Genomic DNA, 21,143 nt, shown 5'->3' on the forward strand with positions numbered 1-21,143 from the left:
ATGTCAAGAAGAAGCTTAGATAACACAGATTTGGCCATACTGGCATTGTTGTATCAAGATGCTCGACTGAATAACAAAGATATCGCCGAACAAGTTAGCCTGGCGCCGTCATCATGCTTAGAGCGAATAAAAAAGTTACAGGCTGATAATATTATTCTGGGTTCTCAGTTACGAGTCGATTTACAAGCACTCGGTGGTAACATCCAAGCCATGATTTCCGTGCGTTTATCGGACCATAATCGTGAAACCGTGGACGGTTTACAGCAAAAATGGAATGCACTACCCGAGGTCTTAAGTCTTTATCATATGGGCGGTAATCTTGATTTTCTGGTACACGTCAGTGTCAGCGACACAGCGCATTTACGTGACTTTGTATTTAATCAAATTACAGCGATTAACGAAGTAAACCACGTCGAAACTGCACTGGTATACGAACACCTAATCAGCACCACTTTACCTAGCGTTTAATTCAAACTCTGTTGTTGCAAAGCGCTTACTCATACTAGTGTTTTAGGTTTTGCTTTCCGGAAAATGGGGGGATATGGATTTACGTACGCCGTTACCCCAAATAATGGCTTCGTTAAACAAACTATGCAGGCGTTTTTGATCGATTTCTAAAATTTTGGCTAAACGGATCACTTTCAGCCAGTTACCACTTTCAAAAGCTTTGACCAAAAGCAAATACATCGACAAATCGTTTTGCCCACCACATAAAGCGATTTTGACCTCATCCACGAGAGGCAGTTTATCAATTAGTGAGCGCATATCTTGATCAAGTAAGGCATCAAGCAATGAAAACAAACCCACTAAAAATCCTAAAGGAGGATTGGAGCCCAGATTTTTTTCAATTCCAACCAAATCACAAAATTTAGCCCTTACCAATGACAAATGGATCAATTCACTGGGTTTATCATCACTTAAGTTAGCTAAAGCCAGCAGGGCAATGAATTTTTTAATCTCAACCTCACCCATGTAATTTAATGCATGGCGCAAAGAAGTAATTTTATAACGTTTGTTGATCATAGGGTTGTTGATAAAGCGCAACAACATATAGGACAAACCTACATCATGCTCAATCACACCATTAATACTGTCAATATCAAAGGAAGCGCTGGAACTCGCGCCCATTAATTCAACTAAGGTCAATTTAGACGTTGGCAGGTTTTTTTGACTTACCGCTTCAGGTCTAGCAAAAAAATATCCTTGGAAATAATCAAACCCCATATCCTTATAGATCGCAAAATCTTGCTGGGTTTCTATCTTTTCGGCAATTAATTGAACATTAGTATCTTTATAGCGATGTACATTTTTTGCGACGGTTTCGTAATCACTTTGCGTGGTATTAACCTTAATCATATCGATATAAGGCAGAAAATCATTCCATTTTGGATCAAGCCGATGATCTTCGATCGCCAGTTTAAAACCCATTTTGTTAACGTGTTTGCATATGCTCAGTAAACTATCGTGATTAAATACGCCATCATAAAGTTCAACAATGACATTTTCAGGATCTAAGGAAGGAGGAAAACCTTGTAAAACACGCTCTGGCTGGAAATTAATAAATGATTTTTTGTTACAGGAAATGTCATCTAAACCTAAATGTAAGTAATTTTTTGCGATTAATTTAGCAGTAGTAGCATCTCGCTCATCATCAGGATAACAATTATTTTTTCCATCGCGAAAAATCAGTTCATAAGCAAATACTTCTTTTTCTCTGTCTAAAACAGGTTGTCGAGCGATAAACGCGAACATTGTCATCCTATAAACTCTTTATTACTTCATTGTAGATATCGATTGAGCTGTACTGCATGCTACCATTGGTTTATCGAGATCCCTATACTTAAAAACAGTATCTTAAATGCTCAGTCCAAATTTACAAACTGTTTAATTAATATACGTGGAAAACTCACAAAAAAATGCGCATTCACCTGTATTTATGTTAATTTCAGACTTGGCCATTTTTGACCGCACAGAACTACGTCGATCCCCATAAAACTAAATTTTGATCCCACCATTGAATTTTATTTTTTTGATGCCATAAACTTGGGCATGCAATTTTTTTCGAAAGTGATGGTCTATTGCATAGTTTTAATAATTCATTTTAGGTCGCACAATTAGCCATATTTTGATACGCTAAGGGCCACTGTGTAATACGAGGTAACTATGAGTACAGATTTACGCACATTGACATTGACTGTCCCTCAAACAGGCAGCATCGAAACTTACATTCAAGCTGTAAGTAGCATTAGTATGCTCACCGCTGACGAAGAGCGTAGCCTTGCTGAAAAATTACAACAAGATGATGACTTACAAGCCGCACGTAAGCTGATTATGTCGCATCTGCGCTTTGTGGTGCATATCGCCAAATCCTATTCGGGTTACGGTTTACCTCAGGCAGATCTTATCCAAGAAGGTAATATCGGTCTGATGAAAGCGGTAAAACGTTTTGATCCTACTATGGGTGTTAGGTTGGTATCTTTTGCAGTGCACTGGATAAAAGCCGAAATTCATGAATTTGTTTTACGTAACTGGCGCATCGTCAAAGTAGCGACCACTAAGGCTCAACGTAAATTGTTTTTCAATCTACGCAAAAATAAAAAACGCCTTGGCTGGTTTACTCATGCAGAAGTACAGAAGGTTGCTGAAGAGCTAGGCGTAAGTACTAAAGAAGTCTTACAAATGGAAGCTCGTATGAGCAGCCAAGATCAAGCGTTTGATTTAACTAACGATGACGATGAAAGCGCTAGCTTTGCTCCTGTTCAATACTTGGAAGATAAAAGCGCCGATGTCGAAACAGATGTGGTTAACGCAAATTGGGATTCCAATGCCTCAGATAAACTTTATTCTGCGCTCAAAACATTAGATGATCGTAGTCAGTTTATTATCCAGACACGCTGGCTTTCAGATGACAAAATCACCTTGCAAGATTTAGCTGATAAATATCAGGTATCTGCTGAGCGAGTTCGTCAAATAGAAAAAAATGCGATGAAAAAACTGCAAAGCGCCATGATGGCCTAAATCAGTAAAAAGATATCATTAAAAAAGCGCGTTATACGCGCTTTTTTATTGTCAAAAATTTAACTTAGTTACTTCGTTTTAGCGACTTACGCCTTGGCTTTAAGGGGTAAGATACCAAACATCCCTGAGAATTCCGCTACCGCGGTATCGCCATCTAAAATCGCCACCTGTAATTTGATAAAACACTTTTTATTTTTCAGCAAAGGATCAAACTTACCGTTCAGTGATTCAATATTACACAAGGCCCTAGGCTGCATAGTTATAGGTTTATGGTAATGAATATTGCCATCACCCAACACGATGTCACCTTCTAAGCCCTTTTCTTTGAGCTGCAAATATATCATGCCCCAGCCAGTCAATGTAGCGAGCGAGAAAATACTGCCCGCAAACATGGTGCCATGCAGATTAATATTTTTATTTAATGATGCTCTGGTTTCAAAGGTTTTACCTGAATACTGATGGATTTTAATGCCCATTTGCTCACTGATAGGAATGGTTTCATACCAAGTATCCTGCAACTGCCGACACCATTTAGGATGCAATAATATAGTGTTAGTACTCGTTAACCTTTTTACCATCTGCTGACGTTTTAGTTTACCCAATTCATTAGAGACTTCTTTTTCTATTTCGAAACCTGAACTTGCAAAAAATGGAATGGAAATTTGACGGCTATTGGTCACTATCCTAACCGCGCCTTCCTCTCGGGCAAACGCTTCAAGTGAGGCTAAGATTAACTTGGCTAAGCCCTTGCCCTGATATTCTTTATCCACTGCGATGTGCCGAACTTGCGCCTCATCGGAAGAATTCATATGCACACGTCCTACAGCCACTACTTCGCCTTGTCTATTACGGATCATGCGATGTTGGCTGACAAGTTCATACTCGTCTTTTTCTGAGCCCAAGGGATAATTCCAAGGTTTGCGCAGCATTTTCCAGCGTAGCTCAAAATACTGATTAAAATCTTGCTCACTAACAGGCGTGTCAATTTTATACATAGATCCAACACTCTCTTATTCTTACCAAAGCCCTTTCCGCAGAAAGCAGCGAGCCGACTATTAAAGCCTATTACCGCGTCAGCGGCAAATCATACTTGTAGCATGAAAGTAACCGGACCGTCATTTTGCAAAGTAACCTGCATATCAGCCGCATAGACACCGGTTTGACAAGGTGTTAATGAATTTCCAACTAAGTCCACAAAATAATCATACAGCTCCTTGCCCACAGCAGCTGGTGCTGCACTGGAAAAGCTCGGTCGGTTACCACTTTGCGTATCTGCCACTAACGTAAACTGCGATACCACCAGCAACGAGCCACCGACTTGTTGAATATTCAAATTCATCTTATCTGCTTCGTCCGCAAACACCCGATAATTGAGGATCTTTTTACACAATTTTTCAGCGCTTTGTTTAGTGTCGCTCTGTTCAACGCCCAGTAATACCAACAAACCATGTTGTATCTCACCGACTATCTCACCCGATACTTCCACTTTGGCGTATTTAACCCGTTGAATTAAGCCCTTCATTTATCCTCTCTTAAAAACGACGCCATGGCCTTAGTTGCCATACATAATGCGGCCGATGTTTTTGTTTCAAAAGCACTGTGCCCCGCTTCTGGCACTATGGTTAGTTGGCTATTGTTTAAACCCTGATGCAAGCTATAAGCCGCCTCTAGCTTACATACACTATCATAACGTCCATGAATTATATTGGTCGGTATATGACTGATTTTATCGAGTTGTTTAAGAATATAGTTTTCGTCGATAAAACACTGATATTTAATATAATGACATTCTAAAATAGCTAGACTGATGGCGTGGTGCACATCTGGTACTAAGTTTTCTTCATCGACTTGTACATGTAGTCTGCTGATGCGGGTTTCCCACAAATACCAGGCTTTAATCGCGGCCATCTTACTGACATCGTCTCCGCTGGTGAAGATATGATAATAAGCATCCACAATATTTTGGCTTGTTAACGACTCTTTTATAGGCTGGAGAAAATCTTGGTAGTAGTCCGGAAAAAGCTGAGCAGCTCCACCATCGGGATCTAGAAACCAAGCATAATCTTGTTGGCGCGCCAAAAAAATCCCGCGTAAGATCAAACCAGATACAGCTTCTGGCTGAGAAATCGCCACTAACAAAGCTAGGGTCGAGCCCCATGAACCACCAAACAATAACCAGGTATCTATCTGCAGGTGTTGTTTGATCGCCAAGACATCTTCAATCAGGCGTTGACTGGTATTTTCCTGTAATTGACCAAAAGGCATAGAACGGCCACAACCACGCTGGTCAAATCCAATAATACGGTACAATTGTGGATCAAAAAAACGTCGATACTCTTCGCCTATACCGGCTCCAGGTCCTCCATGCAAAAACAGTACTGGCAAACCTTTTGGATTACCTGTTTGCTCAAGATATAAAGTATGACCTTGACCTACTGCTAACATCTGGCTATCAAAAGGTTTGATCGCAGGATAAAGCTCGCTCATCAGAAGTTACTCTTCTTATTTGTTTAGTGACTGTGAATCGATTAGATTAACAAAATAATTAGGTGCAAAGTACCGACTTAATGTCGCTCATTTTTATCCTGAGTAACCACTCATGCAAAGGAACAAAATTTATGTCGTTTATATTAAATATTATTTGGTGGATTTTTGGCGGTATTTTTATGGGTTTAGCTTATATGTTGTGGGGCATTCTCATGTTTATTACCATCATAGGCATTCCTTGGGGACGCGCTGCGTTCAATTTTGGTTTATTGATGTTTTGGCCTTTTGGCCGTGTAGCAGTAAGTCGCGCAGCTTACAACGGGCGTGATGACATTGGTACCGGTAGTTTAGGTTTTTTAGGTAATATTATTTGGTTTGTTGTTGCTGGAATTTGGCTGGCTATAGGCCATTTAATCTCAGCCTTTTTATGTGCAATTACTATCATAGGTATTCCTTTTGCCATTCAACACATTAAATTTGCACTGATGGCGCCCATGCCCATTGGTAAAATTATCGTGACTAAAGAAGAAGCACGGGCACGCGGTCTATATTAAGGCCCTTTTATCTTAAGCTGCGGTGATGATTCTCGCGAATCATCATCAGCTTCATCAAGGTATAGATTTTCTGGTTCTTCATGTAAAAAAATCTCTAATACGTGGGTAAATTCTGCGCCCACCAATACCACTATCCACGATAAATAAACCCATACAAACAAAATGGGAATAACCGCCAAGGCCCCGTAAATTAACTGATACGATGGAAAACTAGTGATATAAATCGCAAAGGCTTTTTTAGATAATTCGAATAAAATGGCGGCAACAAATGCCCCAGACACTGCATGCACAGGTTTGATTCTTTTATTCGGCACCAACATATACAGCAGAAAAAACGCGCTTATAGAGGCCAAGATTGGTACAGACTTGAGTAATAAGGTTGCTAAACCAGGAGTATACTCGTTGGCGTAGTTTGCTAAACCAATAATGTAGGAGCTCACCAATACACTTGAACCAATCAACAAGGGGCCCAGAGTCAGTACCATCCAATAAATGGCAAAGGTAAAGATGATTGGTCTTTCGCTTTTGGCCTGCCAAATGCGATTTAAGGTTTTATCAATATTAGAGATTAGCAACAAAGCTACCACCACCAGTGACGCAATGCCCACAGCGCCCATCCCTGATGCATTACCTACAAACTTTGTCATGTATTTCTGTAATGAGTCACTCGCCTGCGGTAACAAATTACCAAATATCAAGGCCTCTAAGTCGCCCCGAACCTCAGAAAAAGCCGGAAAAGCCGAGAGTATGGTGAAAAATACCATGATAAAAGGTACAAGAGACAATAACGATACATAGGCTAAGTGCCCTGCCGATACGGTAATATTGTCTTGCCGACAATGTTGGCCAAATAAACGCAAAAACGCCCAGGCTGTGGCGCTTTTATGTTTTAACTCATTTTGCCAATCATCTAACTGTTGCATAACACACTAACACCAAATCTAATAACGACAGAGCACACAGCTTAACCAATAGTCTGTAATTTTAATAGTTTGATATGAGTGCCATTGCCCAGTACAAACAAATATTATTTGTCAGCTCTGACACCTAACATATGACAGATGGCATAACTTAATTCACTGCGATTTAAGGTATAAAAATGGAAATTGCGAATACCTTCTTTAGCTAATACTTTAACCATGTCCATCGCAATGCTAGCGCCCATCAAATTACGCGTGGTCTGGTCGTCCTGCTCTAAGCCGTCATACATTTTGTGTAACCACTGAGGCACATGCACGTTAGTAAAACCGGCAAAACGTTGTAGCGTCTGATAATTCGTCACAGGCAAGATACCCGGAATGATATCCAGATCGATACCCGCAGCGGCAGCTCGGTCTCTAAAACGTAAAAACACTTCGGCATCAAAGAAAAACTGACTGATGGCTTCGGTCGCCCCTGCATCTGCTTTACGTTTTAGATTTAATAAATCAAATTGACTGTTAGGCGCTTCAGGATGTTTTTCTGGATAGGCCGCAACGGCAATATCAAAATCCGCTACACTTTTTAGCAGGGCGACAAGATCAGAGGCATAAGATTGAGGTTTTTCGATACCGGGAGGTAAATCACCACGTAAGGCTACAATTTTGCGAATGCCACTTGCCCAATAATCTTTGGCTATCTGAATTAACTCTTCTTTCGTAGCATCAACGCAAGTCAAATGCGGTACAGCAGCAATGCCTGTTTCTGCTTGAATACGTTTAACGACATCGTGAGTACGATCACGCTCACCACTATTGGCACCATAAGTTACCGACATATATGCCGGTTTTAAAGGAGCCAAGCGTTCAACTGATTTCCATAATGTTTGTTCCATGGCATCTGTTTTAGGCGGAAAAAATTCAAACGAGACATTAATTCCCTTCACTTCTGATAAGGACTGATTTAATGCATCTATGCCTTGTGCATATGACACCATGTTAACTCCAATTTAATATTTAGCCGTTTAGACGTCTAAACTAAACTTTACACGTAAAGACGTCAAGATGTTTAGCAGTCTATCGTTGACCTTTTGCCGGTTTTCGTTAGAATTTCCCTGTATAAGAAAGATAAAAGTGAGTACCTATGGCAAATACAACAAAATGGAACGGCGAATATATTCACCCTTATGCTGATCACGGTAAGAAGAGTGAATTAGTAAAAAAGGTGACGGTGTCGATTCCCCTCAAAGTACTCAAGGTACTAACCGATGAACGCACCCGTCGTCAGGTTAATAATTTGCGTCACGCCACTAATTCAGAGTTGTTATGTGAGGCATTTCTGCATGCTTTCACTGGTCAACCCTTACCCAATGACGAAGACTTAGATAAAGATAATGAGCAACACATTCCGCAAGAAGCCCAGCGGCAGATGCGCGAAATGGGTATTGAAATTGAAGATGAGGCTGAATAACTAAATACCAATATTTTCTGCCATCTTCTTAGTTACTTTTCTACGTTGCGCTCAGCTTTATACTGGGCGCATTCAAAGCTAATCACAAAACATACAGCATACAAACCTTAAGCATAGGCGTATTCGCCACCTCTGACTAAAGCAGCTTGATAAGCAGGGCGAGCATGAATGCGCTTTACATAAGAGAGCACATGGGGGCATTGCATGGCTGCGCCACGGGCAATTGACGCTTCCAAGGGAAAACTCATTTGGAAATCCGCACCCGACAAACTGTCTCCCGCAAACCACTCATTATCAGTAAGATGCTGCTCGATAAACTGTAAATTAGCTTTTATGTTTGGACCAAAATACGCGCCCATCACTTTGTCAGCAATTTTGTTGGCAACCATTTTAACAAAAAAGGGTTTGGCATTTGCCCGTACTTTATCAAACACTAATTTGGCGACCAAAGGTGGCATTAATGAGCCTTCAGCAAAATGCAGCCAAAAACGATATTGTCGGCCCGCTTCGCTATCCTGAGCAGGAAGCAAGCTTTGCCCATAGTGTTGTGCAAGATATTCAATAATTGCCCCTGATTCAGCCAGTGTAATGACTCCGTCAGTTAACACTGGCGACTTACCTAAAGGATGAATTTGTTTTAAGGCTGGCGGTGCTAGATTGCTTATTGCGTCTCTTTCATACTTTATTATTTCGTATTGCAAACCGAGTTCTTCAAGCATCCACAAAATACGTTGTGAGCGGGAATTGTTTAAGTGATGCAGGGTTAACATGGCTGTTTCCTTAATTGAGAGAGGGTTTTACTTTGCAACTAGCCACTACGAATTAACCTCTTTTTCAGATCATATTTCGCTAGGTTTTTATTCGAGTTTTAAACCAACTGCGGCGCCTTGACTGATAACTTGCTGTTTAATCCACTGCCACAACTGAGGATTGGCTTTTTCAATGGCTGCGTTTTTTGTCAGTATCTGTTTAACGCTAATACCGTGCTCTAGCCAGCTTTGGCAGCCATTGTGCAAGTTTTGTAACACAGGCATTAACCTATCAATAGCTTTAGCAAATTGAGCTTCAGGACTTTGTGCTTGTTCAAATTCTTCCCACAGTTGCAAAAATTTATGGCCCAGTGATTCAGGCAGCAAGTTAAACAAACGAATTGCTGCCTGATGTTCATTGGCAAAATCATCATGATTAGCGTCATACGCAAATTTGTCACCCGTATCAATTTCAACAATATCATGGAGTAACAACATAGTGACTATTTTGAGTTCATCCACAGCTTGTGCAGAAAAACGTGTCAGTGTGAGTGCCAACAAGGCGATATGCCAGCTGTGCTCCGCACTGTTCTCGTAACGGCTTAAACCAACCGGTTTAATTCGTCGTTCAACGTTTTTGAGCTTTTCCAGTTCAATAATAAACTGCGTAATCGCACTGAACTCATCTATTGATGTCATGTTTTGCCTTATTAATACGTGCAGTAATAACTATTACTTACCCGCTGGGTCGAGGCTGGCGTAATAAGCCGACAAGTTAGCAATATCAGTATCGCTTAAACCTGTTGACATAGGAGACATCAGCATATTTTTACGCTCGCCGTCTCTAAAAGCTTTTAACTGTAAAATCAAATACTGCTCTTTTTGCCCTGCTAAGTTAGGATACATGGGGAGCATCGAGATACCGTTGTTACCATGACAAGCATTACAGGTCACCGCTTTGCTTTTACCAGCCTGAATATCGGCAGCTGATGCTGAGAAGGTGCACAAACCACTAACAATAACACCGATTGATAAAACTAATTTTTTACTGAATTGCATATTGATCCTTATTTTAAGCCTTTGATTTACACTAACTAACCTAATTGGAACACCTATTAGCATGATTTTACAACATTCTTATGCCACTGACCTAAGTGAACTTGTCACTCGGGTAAAGCCCCAAGCTCTAAAGAATGCTCGTGTTGTTAGCATAAATCAATCTTTGCTGACTCAGTTGGGTTTACCAACACAGTGGCAGGATAAGCAGCTTATGTTAGAACAGCTATTGGCTGTCGATAGCCCTTTAACTCAATATGCTGTGGCACAAAAATATGGCGGGCATCAGTTTGGCCATTGGAACCCCGATTTGGGTGATGGCCGGGGATTACTGTTAACTGAAGTCGTCAGCCCAGACGGTAAACGCTGGGATTTACATCTTAAGGGGGCGGGACAAACACCTTATTCACGTTTTGCCGATGGTCGTGCGGTACTACGCTCCAGCATACGTGAATATCTAGCCAGTGAAGCCTTGTTTCATTTAGGCATACCCAGCTCTAGGGCCTTATGTTTAATCGCCAGCGACGAGCTGGTTTACCGCGAAAAATCCGAAATGGGCGCGATGTTACTACGAATATGTCAAAGCCATCTGCGTTTTGGCCATTTTGAATATTTTTATCACAGTGGCCAAAGCGATAAATTACAGCGTTTATTTGACTACAGTTTTCAATACCATTTTCAAGAGTGCGCTACTGCGGCTAACCCTTATGCAGCCATGCTGACTAAAATTGTCAAAGATACGGCGGTGATGATCGCCAAATGGCAGGCCTATGGTTTTAATCACGGGGTGATGAATACCGATAACATGTCGATTCACGGTATTACCTTTGATTTTGGTCCCTATGCTTTTTTAGACGATTTTAAACCTGATTTTATTTGTAACCATTCCGATCCTCAGGGACGTTATTCTTTTGATAGTCAGCCGGGTATTGGTTTGTGGAACCTCAATGCCTTAGCGCAAGCCTTTACTCCTCATCTTAGTAGAGGAGAAATTACTCGCATTTTGCAAGAATACGAACCCTCTTTGTTAGATGAATATGGCCGAGTCATGCGTGCCAAATGTGGTTTGCAGCCCAATCACGCCAATAATTCAGGGCTTATTAACGAGTGGCTGGATATGTTAGTTACCGAGCATAAGGATTACACTGTGATGTTCAGACTATTGTCTAAGTTTGATCCTGCGCTAAACGACCCCACGCTAAGAGATCAATTTATTGATCGCCCGCGTTTTGACAAATGGGCAACGATGCTCGAACAAACTTTAGCAGAACAGCAATGGAGTACAACTGAGCGCAGGCTCAGCATGCTGGCGCACAATCCTAAAGTGATCTTACGCAACTATCTGGCGCAACAAGTGATAGATAAAGCCGAGCAAGGGGATTTTACTTTATTCGAACAATTTCTTGCGGCACTATCACAACCCTTTGATGAAAATCCGGAACATGATAGATTCGCGGCTCAACCACCAGATTGGGGTAAAGAACTTGAGATATCTTGTAGTAGCTAAGGGCTTATTCACCTCCCCTAAACTCTGGAGCCAACCCGCGCCAGTCAAACGTATTCATCGAAATATAATGTTTTAATATGCAGTGGTAATGATGAGTAGATGGAAAACACCATGACAATGAGCACAATGCTAAAGCCGTTTTTAGTGTTTCTGCTGCTATTGGCATGGCCGCGAATTGCGGATGCTCAAGAGCCCTCAACCGTACTGCAAATAGCCGATGGTGAACGCAGCATTGATGTAACCAGCCATACCACTTGGCGCGTAGCCCAAAGTAATAGCCAATTATCTGATATTCAATCCCTTGATAGTTGGCAAGATACATACGACGCAAAACCCTTAAGCGCCAATAAAAGTTTGTGGGGGAAATTGCAATTAGCTTTTAATACCAACAGCAATCAACATTATTTTCTGAGTATTGGTAATCCCCAACTGAATTACGTTGATGTTTATATACTTGATGATAAAAACCGCATTCTAAGTTCTTATCTGATGGGCGCTAATCGCGACATCAATAAACGTCCCATCAATCACCGATTTTTTGTAGTGCCGCTCAGCCCTGCTCCACGTAGCCATATCAATGTATATTTTAAGATCGCCGACGACGGCCCTTTAGTATTTCCGATTGAGTTAGCAACCCAATCAACCTTGTTAGCTGATGAACAATTTAATTTGGTTTTGATTGGTTATTTGTGTGGCGGCTTAAGTTTGTTAGCCAGCTATTTTTTAATTACTTATGTGTTTTTACGCAGCCCAGTACGCTTTTGGTTTTCAGTATCTTGTGGTTTGTATTTACTGCTGTTTTTAAATGTTATTGGGGTGATAAGTCAGCTCAGCGGCATTAGCGCTTATATTGCCAATGTTAATAATCTATTGTTTGGCATGTTACTGATCTCCACAGCCAAAGTGGCTTTTGCCATTCTCGAAAGGGTGCCGACCTTATGGCGTTATTGCGCCTATTTGTTGGGTTTTTTCACCATTGCCAGTGGTTTAATGCAAAATAGTTTTAAACAATTGTCAGTAGCCATTGTGCTGGCGATGTTAGCCGCATTACTGCTCGCTTGTTTAGCCGTGTTCTACCATAAAAAAGACAAAGTTATGCCTAACTGGCTAGGCACTTTTGCCCTATTTAGTGCAACCTTCATCAATTTTATCCAAGTTAGTTTTTATGTCAGCGGTACCTTAATAAACGCCTCACTCAGTTGGTTTTTTAGCCTAGCATCCATTGGTTCTATTTTACTGATTGCCTTAGCCATTGAAGCCCATGAGCGAGTATTAACTCAGCGCCAACAACTTAAACAACAAAGTACCATTAGCGATTTACAGCATTTTTATGAGCTATTTCGTAACTCCGCGGAAGGGCTTTATACCTCAACCTTAGAAGGCAAGTTAATTACCGTTAATCCCGCCATGTGTAGCTTGTTTGGCTATGAAAATGAGATACAAATGTTGCAACAGGTCAGCAACGCCAGTGAATTTTATGCCGATCCCTTAGATCGTGAATTGTTATTAGGTGAGATCCACCAAAACGGCAAAGTCATAGGCAAAGAGTTACGCGGAGTACGTAATGATGGCAGCGAATTTTGGTTTTCCATTTCAGGGCAAATTAAACAGGAAAATAACCAAAAATATCTATTTGGTTCGATTTTTGATGTTACCGAACGCAAACAATCAGATATCAGCCTAGAATTTCTTGCCACTCATGATTCACTAACCGGAGTATTTAATCGACGCGAGTTTGAACGACGTTTAAAAAATGGTTTGAAACAAGCTCAAGCGAATAACAGTGAAATCACCTTGTTATACATGGATTTAGATCAGTTTAAGGTGGTTAACGATACCTGTGGTCACAAAGCCGGTGATTTGTTGATCAAACAATTGGCGCAGAAGCTTAACGATGTCGTCCATGACAAAGGCATATTGGCCCGTTTAGGCGGCGATGAATTTGGTGTATTACTCGAAGATGATAATGCACAAATGGCCTACCTGGTAGCTAACAAATTACTGAATGCGGTCAAAGAGTTTCGCTTTATCTGGGACAACCGCATATTCACCTTAGGTGTGAGCATTGGGCAAGTTCCTTGGCATCAAGATATTAAATCACCCGAACAACTACTTAGTATGGCTGACTCAGCCTGTTATATCGCCAAAGAACGTGGCCGAAACCAAATTCATACTTATTCATTTAATGACGAGCACATGCAACGTTATGAGTCAGAAATAAGTTGGGTTACAAATATCAATCATGCTCTGCAAAACAACAGTTTTGAGCTTTATTATCAGCACTATCAATCTCTCAAAAAGAATACCAGTGGGCATCACTATGAGATATTACTCAGAATGCGTGACAAGGATGGCCAAATTATTACGCCCAATACCTTTTTGCCTGCTGCCGAACGTTACAATCTTACCTCACAAATAGATCGTTGGGTTATTCAGCATTATTTTCAGTGGTTAGCTGCCAACCCCAGTCATAAAGAGCAACTTACTCGTTGTAATATCAATTTAAGTGGCCACTCCTTGGCTGACAAAGATTTGAAATTATTTATCTTAAATGCCTTCGAAAAGTACTCGATCCCTTATCAAAAAATATGTTTTGAAATTACTGAGAGCATGGCCATTATTAAGATGGATGAAACCTTAGAGTTCATTAATACTTTCCATCGTTTAGGCTGCTTTTTTGCACTGGATGATTTTGGCAGCGGTTTCTCGTCTTATGCCTATTTAAAGACTCTACCCGTTGATCAACTAAAAATTGATGGCAGTTTTGTGAAAGATATTTTGCTAGATCCCATCGACATGGCCATGGTGAACTCAATCAACGATGTCGCCAAAGCCATGGGTATGGAAACCGTGGCTGAATTTGTTGAGTCACCGGAAATATTGGTTGAGCTTGGCAAAATGGGCATTGATTACGCACAGGGTTACGGGATCAGCAAACCAAGTGCATTGACAGAATTTCAAAGCTTAGGCTAACTCAAGTCAGGAATTAACTTGTAAAACAGCAAAACATGCCCATATTGAGAACAGCAAAGTAGTAGTGTTTTTACTTAAGAGTCTATTTTTTGAACGCAACAGCATCTTTACCTTTATACGAATACGTCAGCTCGGCCAAATTGCCCACACGCTGGGGGCTTTTTTACATTCATGGTTTTGTTGAAACAGCCACTCAACAAGAACACGTCGCCTTATCTTTTGGCCAGTGGCAAGCCGATGACATTGTGCCGATCCGTATTCATTCGGAATGTCTGACCGGCGATGCTTTATTTAGTACCCGCTGCGACTGTGGCGCCCAACTTGAAAAAGCCTTACAAAATATCGTCGCCCATGGCAAAGGCGTATTACTGTATTTACGCCAAGAAGGTCGTGGCATAGGTTTGTTAAACAAAATCCGTGCATATAAATTACAAGACAGTGGCATGGACACAGTAGAAGCTAACGAACATCTTGGTTTTGACGCCGATATGCGTGACTACGGCATTTGCAAACTAATGCTCGATAAACTAGTGGTAAGCAAAGTTAATTTGATGACCAATAACCCTAAAAAACGTGCAGCTCTGGAAGCCTTAGGTATAGAAGTGGCCGAAAGAACGCCGATTGATCATGGCATCACCGATGATAATCGTGGTTACATCCGTACCAAAACTGAAAAGCTCGGCCACGAGTTTGATCCACATTTGCTAAAATAATTTTAAATCCTAAAAAGTATACTAGCTTAATGTTGCATTCAGTTTTGGTTAAGCACCTTAGGCTTATAACTAAGCCTAAGTTAGCCAAGTAACTTATTACTTGGCCATTTAAGTAGGATACGAATATGTCGAAGCCCACAGTCAATTTCAAACGAGCTATGTCCTTAGTGACCCTGTTCGCGGCGTTGAGTTTTGTGCCTATTAGCCTTCAGGCGCAAGAAACAATTGTAGCCAGTGAAGACTCCTTACTCACCAGCGAACAGCAAAATGTTGAGCTAAATCAAGCTGAACTCGATCAAATGCTGGCGCCTATTGCTCTTTATCCCGATACCTTGTTATCCCACATACTTGTTGCTGCAACCTATCCGCTGGAAATTATCCAAGCAGCTCGCTGGCGTGAAGCAAACAAAGACCTAGATGAAGATCAAGCCTTAAATGCGGTTGAGGATAAAGACTGGGATCCCAGTGTAAAAGCCTTGGTGCCTTTTAATGACTTGTTGCAAAAATTCAGTGAGGACTTGGATTGGTTACAGGGTTTAGGTGATGCCTTTTTAAGTAACGAAGCACAAGTACTTGCCACTGTGCAAAACCTTCGTCAAAAAGCTTATGCCCAAGGTAATTTGCAAAATAATGAATATGTCGAGGTGGCACAAGATAACAACGAAATCACTATCCAAACTGTGCAAAAAGAAGTGATTTATGTGCCATATTATGACACCCGCGTGGTTTATGGAAACTGGTGGTGGGAGGCTTATCCTCCTTATTATTGGCACTCGCCCAGTCACTATGCTTGGCACAATGGCGTCTATTGGAGCCCACGTTATTACATCAGACCAGCATTTTATTATGGTGGTTTTAGATGGCACGACCGTTATGTTTATGTAGATTATGACTATCGTTCACGTGCCCAGCGCAATTGGTCACATGATACTTATCGTCAAGTGGTGCGTAACCGAGAGTATTCTCGATGGCAACACAATGAAGTCCATAGGAGAGGTGTGCATTACACGACGAACGGTAGAGTGGTAAGTCGAGATTATTCTCGGATACAAACTAATCCTAATCGTTTTGTGACCAACTCTAGTGAAACATCTACTAAAAAGCGTCAGCAGATCGATAAACAACGGGTACTGGATATTAATCGTTATCCTGCAGAAAAAGGCCAAGTTAAGCGTAACCAGTTGCACAATGAACAACGTTCTACTCAGGTGCAAGAGCAACTCAAAGCAACTAAAGTGCATAACGATAAACAACGTTTAGTCGATCAAAGCACCAATCAACAACGAACTAGAGTTGTGGATAATCGTCAGCGTGATCAGCACAGGAATAATCAGGTTTCAGCAGAGCGCCAGCGTATTGTTAAATCAGAACAGCACGTTGAATCGACTAAACAACAGCGCACTGAACAAAAGTCTGAACAAAATAATCAAAGGCAGTATCAAAGTAACCGTGAGACATCGTCTGACAACAATCGTCAACGTAGCTCCTCACGGCAAAACAATGATGCAAGTCGTAACAAAAGCACACAGTCCAATAAAACTGAGCGCAGGGTAAAAGACTAAGCTTTTCTTCACATGTGGCTCATATTAAGATCCATTAAAACCGATATGAGCAAACATTGTGATAATAGCCTTGGACGACCTAAGCAGCCCTGCCGTGGCTGCTTTATTACAACAACACTTAGATGATATGTATCGCACCTCACCGCCTGAAAGTGTGCACGCCTTAGATCTGAGTAAACTCAAAGCACCAGACATTAAGTTCTGGTGTGCTTGGCAAGATAATGACCTTCTCGGATGTGGCGCGCTAAAAATCCACAATCCCGAACAAGCAGAAATTAAATCGATGCGTACAGCGACACAACATTTGCGCAAAGGTGTAGCAGCTAGTTTGCTCACACATATTATTAATGAAGCCAAACTACTTGGCCTTACACAGCTTTATCTCGAAACCGGTTCACAAGCGTTTTTCAATCCCGCAATCCAACTGTACCAAGGTCATGGTTTTGATTTTTGTGGCCCTTTTGCCTCTTACACTAAGGATCCAAATAGTAAATTTATGACACTCAAGCTCAATGATATAGTTACAGCCATATAAATAACTTTTAAAAAGTCTATTTTTTCAAGCCACTAGCCACTGAACTTTGCTAAAATGCCTAACACTTTCCACTCGCGCAGCATGCTATTTTATGAAGTTTGAAGGCAGTCATATCCTTTCCGTTAGTCAGTTTGATCGTGAAGCCATTGAAAAGGTCTTTACCATTGCCAATCAGATGTTGCCCTATGCCAAAAGACAAAAACGTACCACGGTATTAGACGGTGCTATTTTGGGTAATTTGTTTTTTGAACCCAGTACTCGAACACGAGTCAGTTTTGGCTCTGCCTTTAACCTCTTAGGCGGCGATGTGCGCGAAACCACTGGCATGAGTAACTCAGCATTGGCTAAAGGTGAGTCGTTATATGATACCGCACGGGTACTCAGTGGTTATTCAGACATTATCGCCATGCGCCATCCGGTTTCTGGCTCAGTAGCCGAATTTGCCGAAGGTAGCCGAGTGCCAGTACTTAATGGTGGTGATGGAGCTAATGAACATCCCACCCAAGCCTTGTTAGACTTGTATACCATACAAAAAGAACTGACCTACCATGGTGGCAATATAGATGGCATGCATATCGCGATGATAGGCGACTTAAAATATGGCCGCACAGTTCACTCTTTGTCTAAGTTATTGTGTTTATTCAAAAATATACGTTTTACCCTGATATCCCCTAAAGAGCTGGCAATGCCCACGGCGATAATCGCTGCCATTGAAAATGCCGGCCATCGATATACCATTACCGAGCAACTCGAAGGTTATTTAGATGCGGATATTTGTTATCAAACTCGTATTCAGGAAGAGCGTTTTCCATCACAAGAAGAAGCTAACCAATACCGTGGTAAATTTCGTTTAAATCAGTCTATTTACACTAAACACTTTCAGTCTAAAACCGTCATCATGCACCCCCTGCCTCGTGATTCACGAGCTGAAGCTAATGAGCTAGACAACGACTTAAACCTTAATCCAAATTTGGCTATTTTCAGACAAACAGATAATGGTGTTTTAGTCCGTATGGCACTTTTTGCCTTGACCTTAGGGGTTGAGGGTATAGTGCATAAATTTGATCGCGATGTGCATTGGCACGTAAAAAACTAGGCACAAAGCCCTCAATAAGAAGAAATTAAAATGCAAAAATCTATCGAATTATTTAATCGCGCCCAACAGCATATCCCCGGTGGAGTTAACTCTCCGGTCAGAGCTTTCAAAGCTGTCGGTGGCACACCTCCGTTTATTAGCAAAGCCGACGGTGCTTATATAGTTGATGCCGATGGCAAACAATATATCGATTACGTGCAGTCTTGGGGGCCGATGGTGCTCGGGCATAATCATCCTGCTATACGACAAGCGGTAATTGATGCAGCCCAGCATGGTTTGAGTTTTGGCGCGCCGACCGAAGCTGAAGTGGTTATGGCCGAAACCGTGAATAAATTAGTGCCTTCTATGCAAATGCTGCGTATGGTCAATTCTGGAACCGAAGCCACCATGAGTGCGATACGTTTAGCCCGTGGTTACACCAATCGCAATAAAATTCTTAAATTTGAAGGCTGTTATCATGGCCATGCGGACTCGCTACTGGTTAAAGCAGGTTCAGGGGCTCTTACTTTTGGTGTACCCAGTTCTCCTGGTGTGCCCGCTGACTTTGCCCAACATACCCTTACCGTAGAATTTAATAATCTCGACTCGGTTGCCCAAGCGTTTGCCCAGCATCCTGACGATATTGCCTGCATTATCGTTGAGCCTGTGGCCGGTAACATGAACTGTATTCCGCCCGTTGCAGGATTTTTGCAAGGCCTACGGGATATATGTGACCAATACGGTGCATTGTTAATTTTTGATGAAGTCATGACAGGTTTTAGGGTGGCCTTAGGTGGCGCCCAACAAAAATATGCTATCACTCCTGACCTAACATGTTTAGGCAAGGTCATTGGTGGTGGTATGCCCGTTGGTGCTTTTGGTGGCCGCCGCGATATTATGGAATGTCTAGCGCCCTTAGGTCCCGTGTATCAAGCCGGAACACTATCAGGCAACCCAGTGGCGATGGCTGCCGGCTTAGCAGCTTTGCAAGCGATTCAGCAACCAGGTTTGTACGAAAGCTTAACTGAGCGCACACAGACTCTCGCTGAAGGTTTTAAAGCGCTGGCGATAAAACACAAGATCCCCATGACGGTTAACTATGCAGGCAGTATGTTTGGTTTATTTTTTACCGATGTTAAAAAAGTGACCAACTATCAACAGGCAATTAATTGTAATAACACCCAATTTAATCTGTTTTATCATGGCATGTTGGAGCACGGAGTTTATCTGGCACCAGCCTCTTATGAAGCGGGTTTTGTGTCAGCCGCCCATGACACGCAGATCATAGAGCAAACTTTAGCCATAGCTGATAAAGTACTTGCTAGTGTCGCAGCACAAACCCTGTAGTACCGAGCTTGAAACGACAATGCCACTTAATACTGACAGATGAAAATAGCGATCGACGAGCAAAAATGATGAAATGGAAAAGATGTTAGAACAAGTATTACAACCTTTTACTTTGTTTTTGCTCGCTGTGCTGGCAGTTTACACTGTTCTGTTGATTATTTTATTGCGTCGACTTTCACCCGCTGAAAAAGTGGCTAAGCCCTTCATTATTCCACCACCACGGAGCCTTGAAGACGAGCAAACCGAGCAAACCATTCAACGTTTTAAAGATAAAGCCGATGAGGCCATGCGTCTTAATCAAACCTTTCGTAAATTTGTGCCCAAACAGTTTGTTGATCATTTTGCCAAACATGGCTCCTCATCGTTAGAGTTAGGCCGCGCGGATGAAGACGAATTAGCGATCTTGTTTTGCGATATTCGTGGTTTTACTGGTTTATCCGAACTTATGTCACCGCAAGAATTGATGAATTTTTTGAATTCCTATTTTTTGCGTATGAACGATCCCATTCATCAAAATGGCGGCTTTATTGATAAGTTTATCGGTGATGCCATCATGGCCTTGTTTGACCGCCCTAATGGTGAAAACCGTGATAAAGCACAAGACGCCATCAGAGCGGCCTTAGATTTACGTTATGCCATTAGCATTTACAACCAGCATCGCAGTAATTCTAAATATCCCCCCATTAACATTGGCATAGGTATACATTTTGGCCCAGTTATAATTGGTACTGTGGGCTCGGATGACAGAATGGATACCACGGTTATTGGCGACAGTGTCAATATTGCCTATCGTCTTGAAGCCCTAGCGCCCTTTTACCAGAGCGATATAGTGGTGAGCGCTAAAGCGCTAGAAGTAGCCGAGGCAGAGCAACACTTTAACTACCGTATATTGGATTGGGTGAGAGTCAAAGGGCGTAAGTCGCCTATTGAGATCTATGAAATAATCGACCACATGCCCACCAGTGTTCAACGTCAAAAATTGGCCAATGCTGATCTCATTGCTAAAGGCATTACCTCTCGTACTCTGCAACAATGGCCACAGGCCCTAGATTATTTTCATCAGGCGCTGGTGATTAATCCAGATGACAACTTAGTTGTTCACCATATTAAACAATGTGAACTCCTCCAAAAAAGCGTCTTACCACCAAACTGGGATGGCGCCCTGATACTTTAAAGGTA

Annotated in this window: 21 protein-coding genes; 12 read left to right on the top strand and 9 right to left on the bottom strand. The window is 41.7% G+C overall.

What is annotated here, in order from left to right; all coding sequences use genetic code 11:
* The gene (locus AX660_RS11170; RefSeq protein WP_068377130.1) at positions 1-468 is read left to right on the top strand and encodes an Lrp/AsnC family transcriptional regulator; all 468 of its coding nucleotides are present in this window, start codon (positions 1-3) and stop codon (positions 466-468) included.
* A gap of 42 nt (positions 469-510) precedes the next feature.
* Here the strand turns inward: AX660_RS11170 and AX660_RS11175 are convergent, their stop codons facing one another.
* A complete protein-coding gene (locus AX660_RS11175; protein WP_068376468.1) occupies positions 511-1,752 on the bottom strand; it encodes an EAL and HDOD domain-containing protein in 1,242 nt (413 codons plus the stop codon).
* Positions 1,753-2,163: 411 nt separating this feature from the next.
* On the opposite strand from AX660_RS11175, the gene rpoH reads away from it, so the two are divergent.
* Positions 2,164-3,018, top strand: coding sequence for an RNA polymerase sigma factor RpoH (gene rpoH / locus AX660_RS11180; protein ID WP_068376470.1), 855 nt, complete (start codon positions 2,164-2,166; stop codon positions 3,016-3,018).
* Positions 3,019-3,104: 86 nt separating this feature from the next.
* Here the strand turns inward: rpoH and AX660_RS11185 are convergent, their stop codons facing one another.
* The 3 genes from AX660_RS11185 to pip all read right to left on the bottom strand — a co-directional run bounded on the left by AX660_RS11185 (position 3,105) and on the right by pip (position 5,505).
* Positions 3,105-4,013: a bifunctional GNAT family N-acetyltransferase/hotdog fold thioesterase gene (locus AX660_RS11185; RefSeq protein ID WP_068376472.1), complete on the bottom strand. Its 909-nt coding sequence runs from the start codon at positions 4,011-4,013 to the stop codon at positions 3,105-3,107.
* A gap of 89 nt (positions 4,014-4,102) precedes the next feature.
* A complete protein-coding gene (gene dtd, locus AX660_RS11190) occupies positions 4,103-4,540 on the bottom strand; it encodes a D-aminoacyl-tRNA deacylase (RefSeq protein WP_068376474.1) in 438 nt (145 codons plus the stop codon).
* The gene (pip, locus tag AX660_RS11195) at positions 4,537-5,505 is read right to left on the bottom strand and encodes a prolyl aminopeptidase (RefSeq protein WP_068376476.1); all 969 of its coding nucleotides are present in this window, start codon (positions 5,503-5,505) and stop codon (positions 4,537-4,539) included. Before pip ends, dtd begins: the two co-directional genes overlap by 4 nt.
* Before the next feature lie 131 nt (positions 5,506-5,636).
* On the opposite strand from pip, the gene AX660_RS11200 reads away from it, so the two are divergent.
* Complete coding sequence (locus tag AX660_RS11200) at positions 5,637-6,059, top strand: YccF domain-containing protein (RefSeq protein WP_068376478.1); 423 nt, start codon at positions 5,637-5,639, stop codon at positions 6,057-6,059.
* Here AX660_RS11200 and AX660_RS11205 read toward each other — a convergent pair.
* Positions 6,056-6,982 carry a virulence factor BrkB family protein gene (locus AX660_RS11205; RefSeq protein ID WP_068376479.1) on the bottom strand — a complete coding sequence of 309 codons (927 nt, stop codon included), beginning with the start codon at positions 6,980-6,982 and terminating at the stop codon, positions 6,056-6,058. The two genes, AX660_RS11200 and AX660_RS11205, sit on opposite strands and share 4 nt — an antisense overlap.
* 104 nt (positions 6,983-7,086) lie before the next feature.
* Positions 7,087-7,974 carry a methylenetetrahydrofolate reductase gene (gene metF / locus AX660_RS11210; RefSeq protein ID WP_068376481.1) on the bottom strand — a complete coding sequence of 296 codons (888 nt, stop codon included), beginning with the start codon at positions 7,972-7,974 and terminating at the stop codon, positions 7,087-7,089.
* 146 nt (positions 7,975-8,120) lie between these two features.
* Here metF and metJ point away from each other — a divergent pair, with 146 nt between their 5' ends.
* A complete protein-coding gene (gene metJ / locus AX660_RS11215; RefSeq protein ID WP_068376483.1) occupies positions 8,121-8,447 on the top strand; it encodes a met regulon transcriptional regulator MetJ in 327 nt (108 codons plus the stop codon).
* 107 nt (positions 8,448-8,554) lie between these two features.
* On the opposite strand, the gene AX660_RS11220 is transcribed toward metJ, so the two are convergent.
* From AX660_RS11220 to AX660_RS11230, 3 genes are all read right to left on the bottom strand, one after another.
* Positions 8,555-9,217 carry a glutathione S-transferase gene (locus AX660_RS11220; RefSeq protein WP_068376485.1) on the bottom strand — a complete coding sequence of 221 codons (663 nt, stop codon included), beginning with the start codon at positions 9,215-9,217 and terminating at the stop codon, positions 8,555-8,557.
* An 87-nt stretch (positions 9,218-9,304) separates the two neighbouring features.
* Positions 9,305-9,895, bottom strand: a complete 591-nt coding sequence (locus AX660_RS11225) for an HD domain-containing protein (RefSeq protein WP_068376487.1) — start codon at positions 9,893-9,895, stop codon at positions 9,305-9,307.
* Between the two features lie 33 nt (positions 9,896-9,928).
* On the bottom strand, positions 9,929-10,255 hold the full coding sequence (locus AX660_RS11230) for a c-type cytochrome (protein WP_068376488.1): 327 nt from the start codon (positions 10,253-10,255) through the stop codon (positions 9,929-9,931).
* A gap of 61 nt (positions 10,256-10,316) precedes the next feature.
* Between AX660_RS11230 and AX660_RS11235 the strand changes: the two genes are divergently transcribed.
* The 8 genes from AX660_RS11235 to AX660_RS11270 all read left to right on the top strand — a co-directional run bounded on the left by AX660_RS11235 (position 10,317) and on the right by AX660_RS11270 (position 21,138).
* Entirely contained in the window at positions 10,317-11,759 is a 1,443-nt protein-coding gene (locus AX660_RS11235; RefSeq protein WP_068376491.1) for a protein adenylyltransferase SelO, read from the top strand.
* A 111-nt stretch (positions 11,760-11,870) separates the two neighbouring features.
* The gene (locus tag AX660_RS11240) at positions 11,871-14,732 is read left to right on the top strand and encodes an EAL domain-containing protein (protein ID WP_235594721.1); all 2,862 of its coding nucleotides are present in this window, start codon (positions 11,871-11,873) and stop codon (positions 14,730-14,732) included.
* Between the two features lie 89 nt (positions 14,733-14,821).
* On the top strand, positions 14,822-15,445 hold the full coding sequence (ribA, locus tag AX660_RS11245) for a GTP cyclohydrolase II (RefSeq protein WP_068376493.1): 624 nt from the start codon (positions 14,822-14,824) through the stop codon (positions 15,443-15,445).
* Positions 15,446-15,570: 125 nt separating this feature from the next.
* On the top strand, positions 15,571-17,007 hold the full coding sequence (locus AX660_RS11250) for a DUF3300 domain-containing protein (RefSeq protein WP_068376495.1): 1,437 nt from the start codon (positions 15,571-15,573) through the stop codon (positions 17,005-17,007).
* A 58-nt stretch (positions 17,008-17,065) separates the two neighbouring features.
* Positions 17,066-17,542, top strand: a complete 477-nt coding sequence (locus AX660_RS11255) for a GNAT family N-acetyltransferase (RefSeq protein ID WP_068376496.1) — start codon at positions 17,066-17,068, stop codon at positions 17,540-17,542.
* 91 nt (positions 17,543-17,633) lie between these two features.
* On the top strand, positions 17,634-18,638 hold the full coding sequence (locus AX660_RS11260) for an aspartate carbamoyltransferase (protein WP_068376498.1): 1,005 nt from the start codon (positions 17,634-17,636) through the stop codon (positions 18,636-18,638).
* A 30-nt stretch (positions 18,639-18,668) separates the two neighbouring features.
* Entirely contained in the window at positions 18,669-19,964 is a 1,296-nt protein-coding gene (gene hemL, locus AX660_RS11265; RefSeq protein ID WP_068376500.1) for a glutamate-1-semialdehyde 2,1-aminomutase, read from the top strand.
* Between the two features lie 82 nt (positions 19,965-20,046).
* On the top strand, positions 20,047-21,138 hold the full coding sequence (locus AX660_RS11270; RefSeq protein WP_068377135.1) for an adenylate/guanylate cyclase domain-containing protein: 1,092 nt from the start codon (positions 20,047-20,049) through the stop codon (positions 21,136-21,138).
* Positions 21,139-21,143: the final 5 nt, after the last annotated feature.

Origin of the sequence: Paraglaciecola hydrolytica, assembly GCF_001565895.1 — a bacterium.
Taxonomy (GTDB): domain Bacteria; phylum Pseudomonadota; class Gammaproteobacteria; order Enterobacterales; family Alteromonadaceae; genus Paraglaciecola; species Paraglaciecola hydrolytica.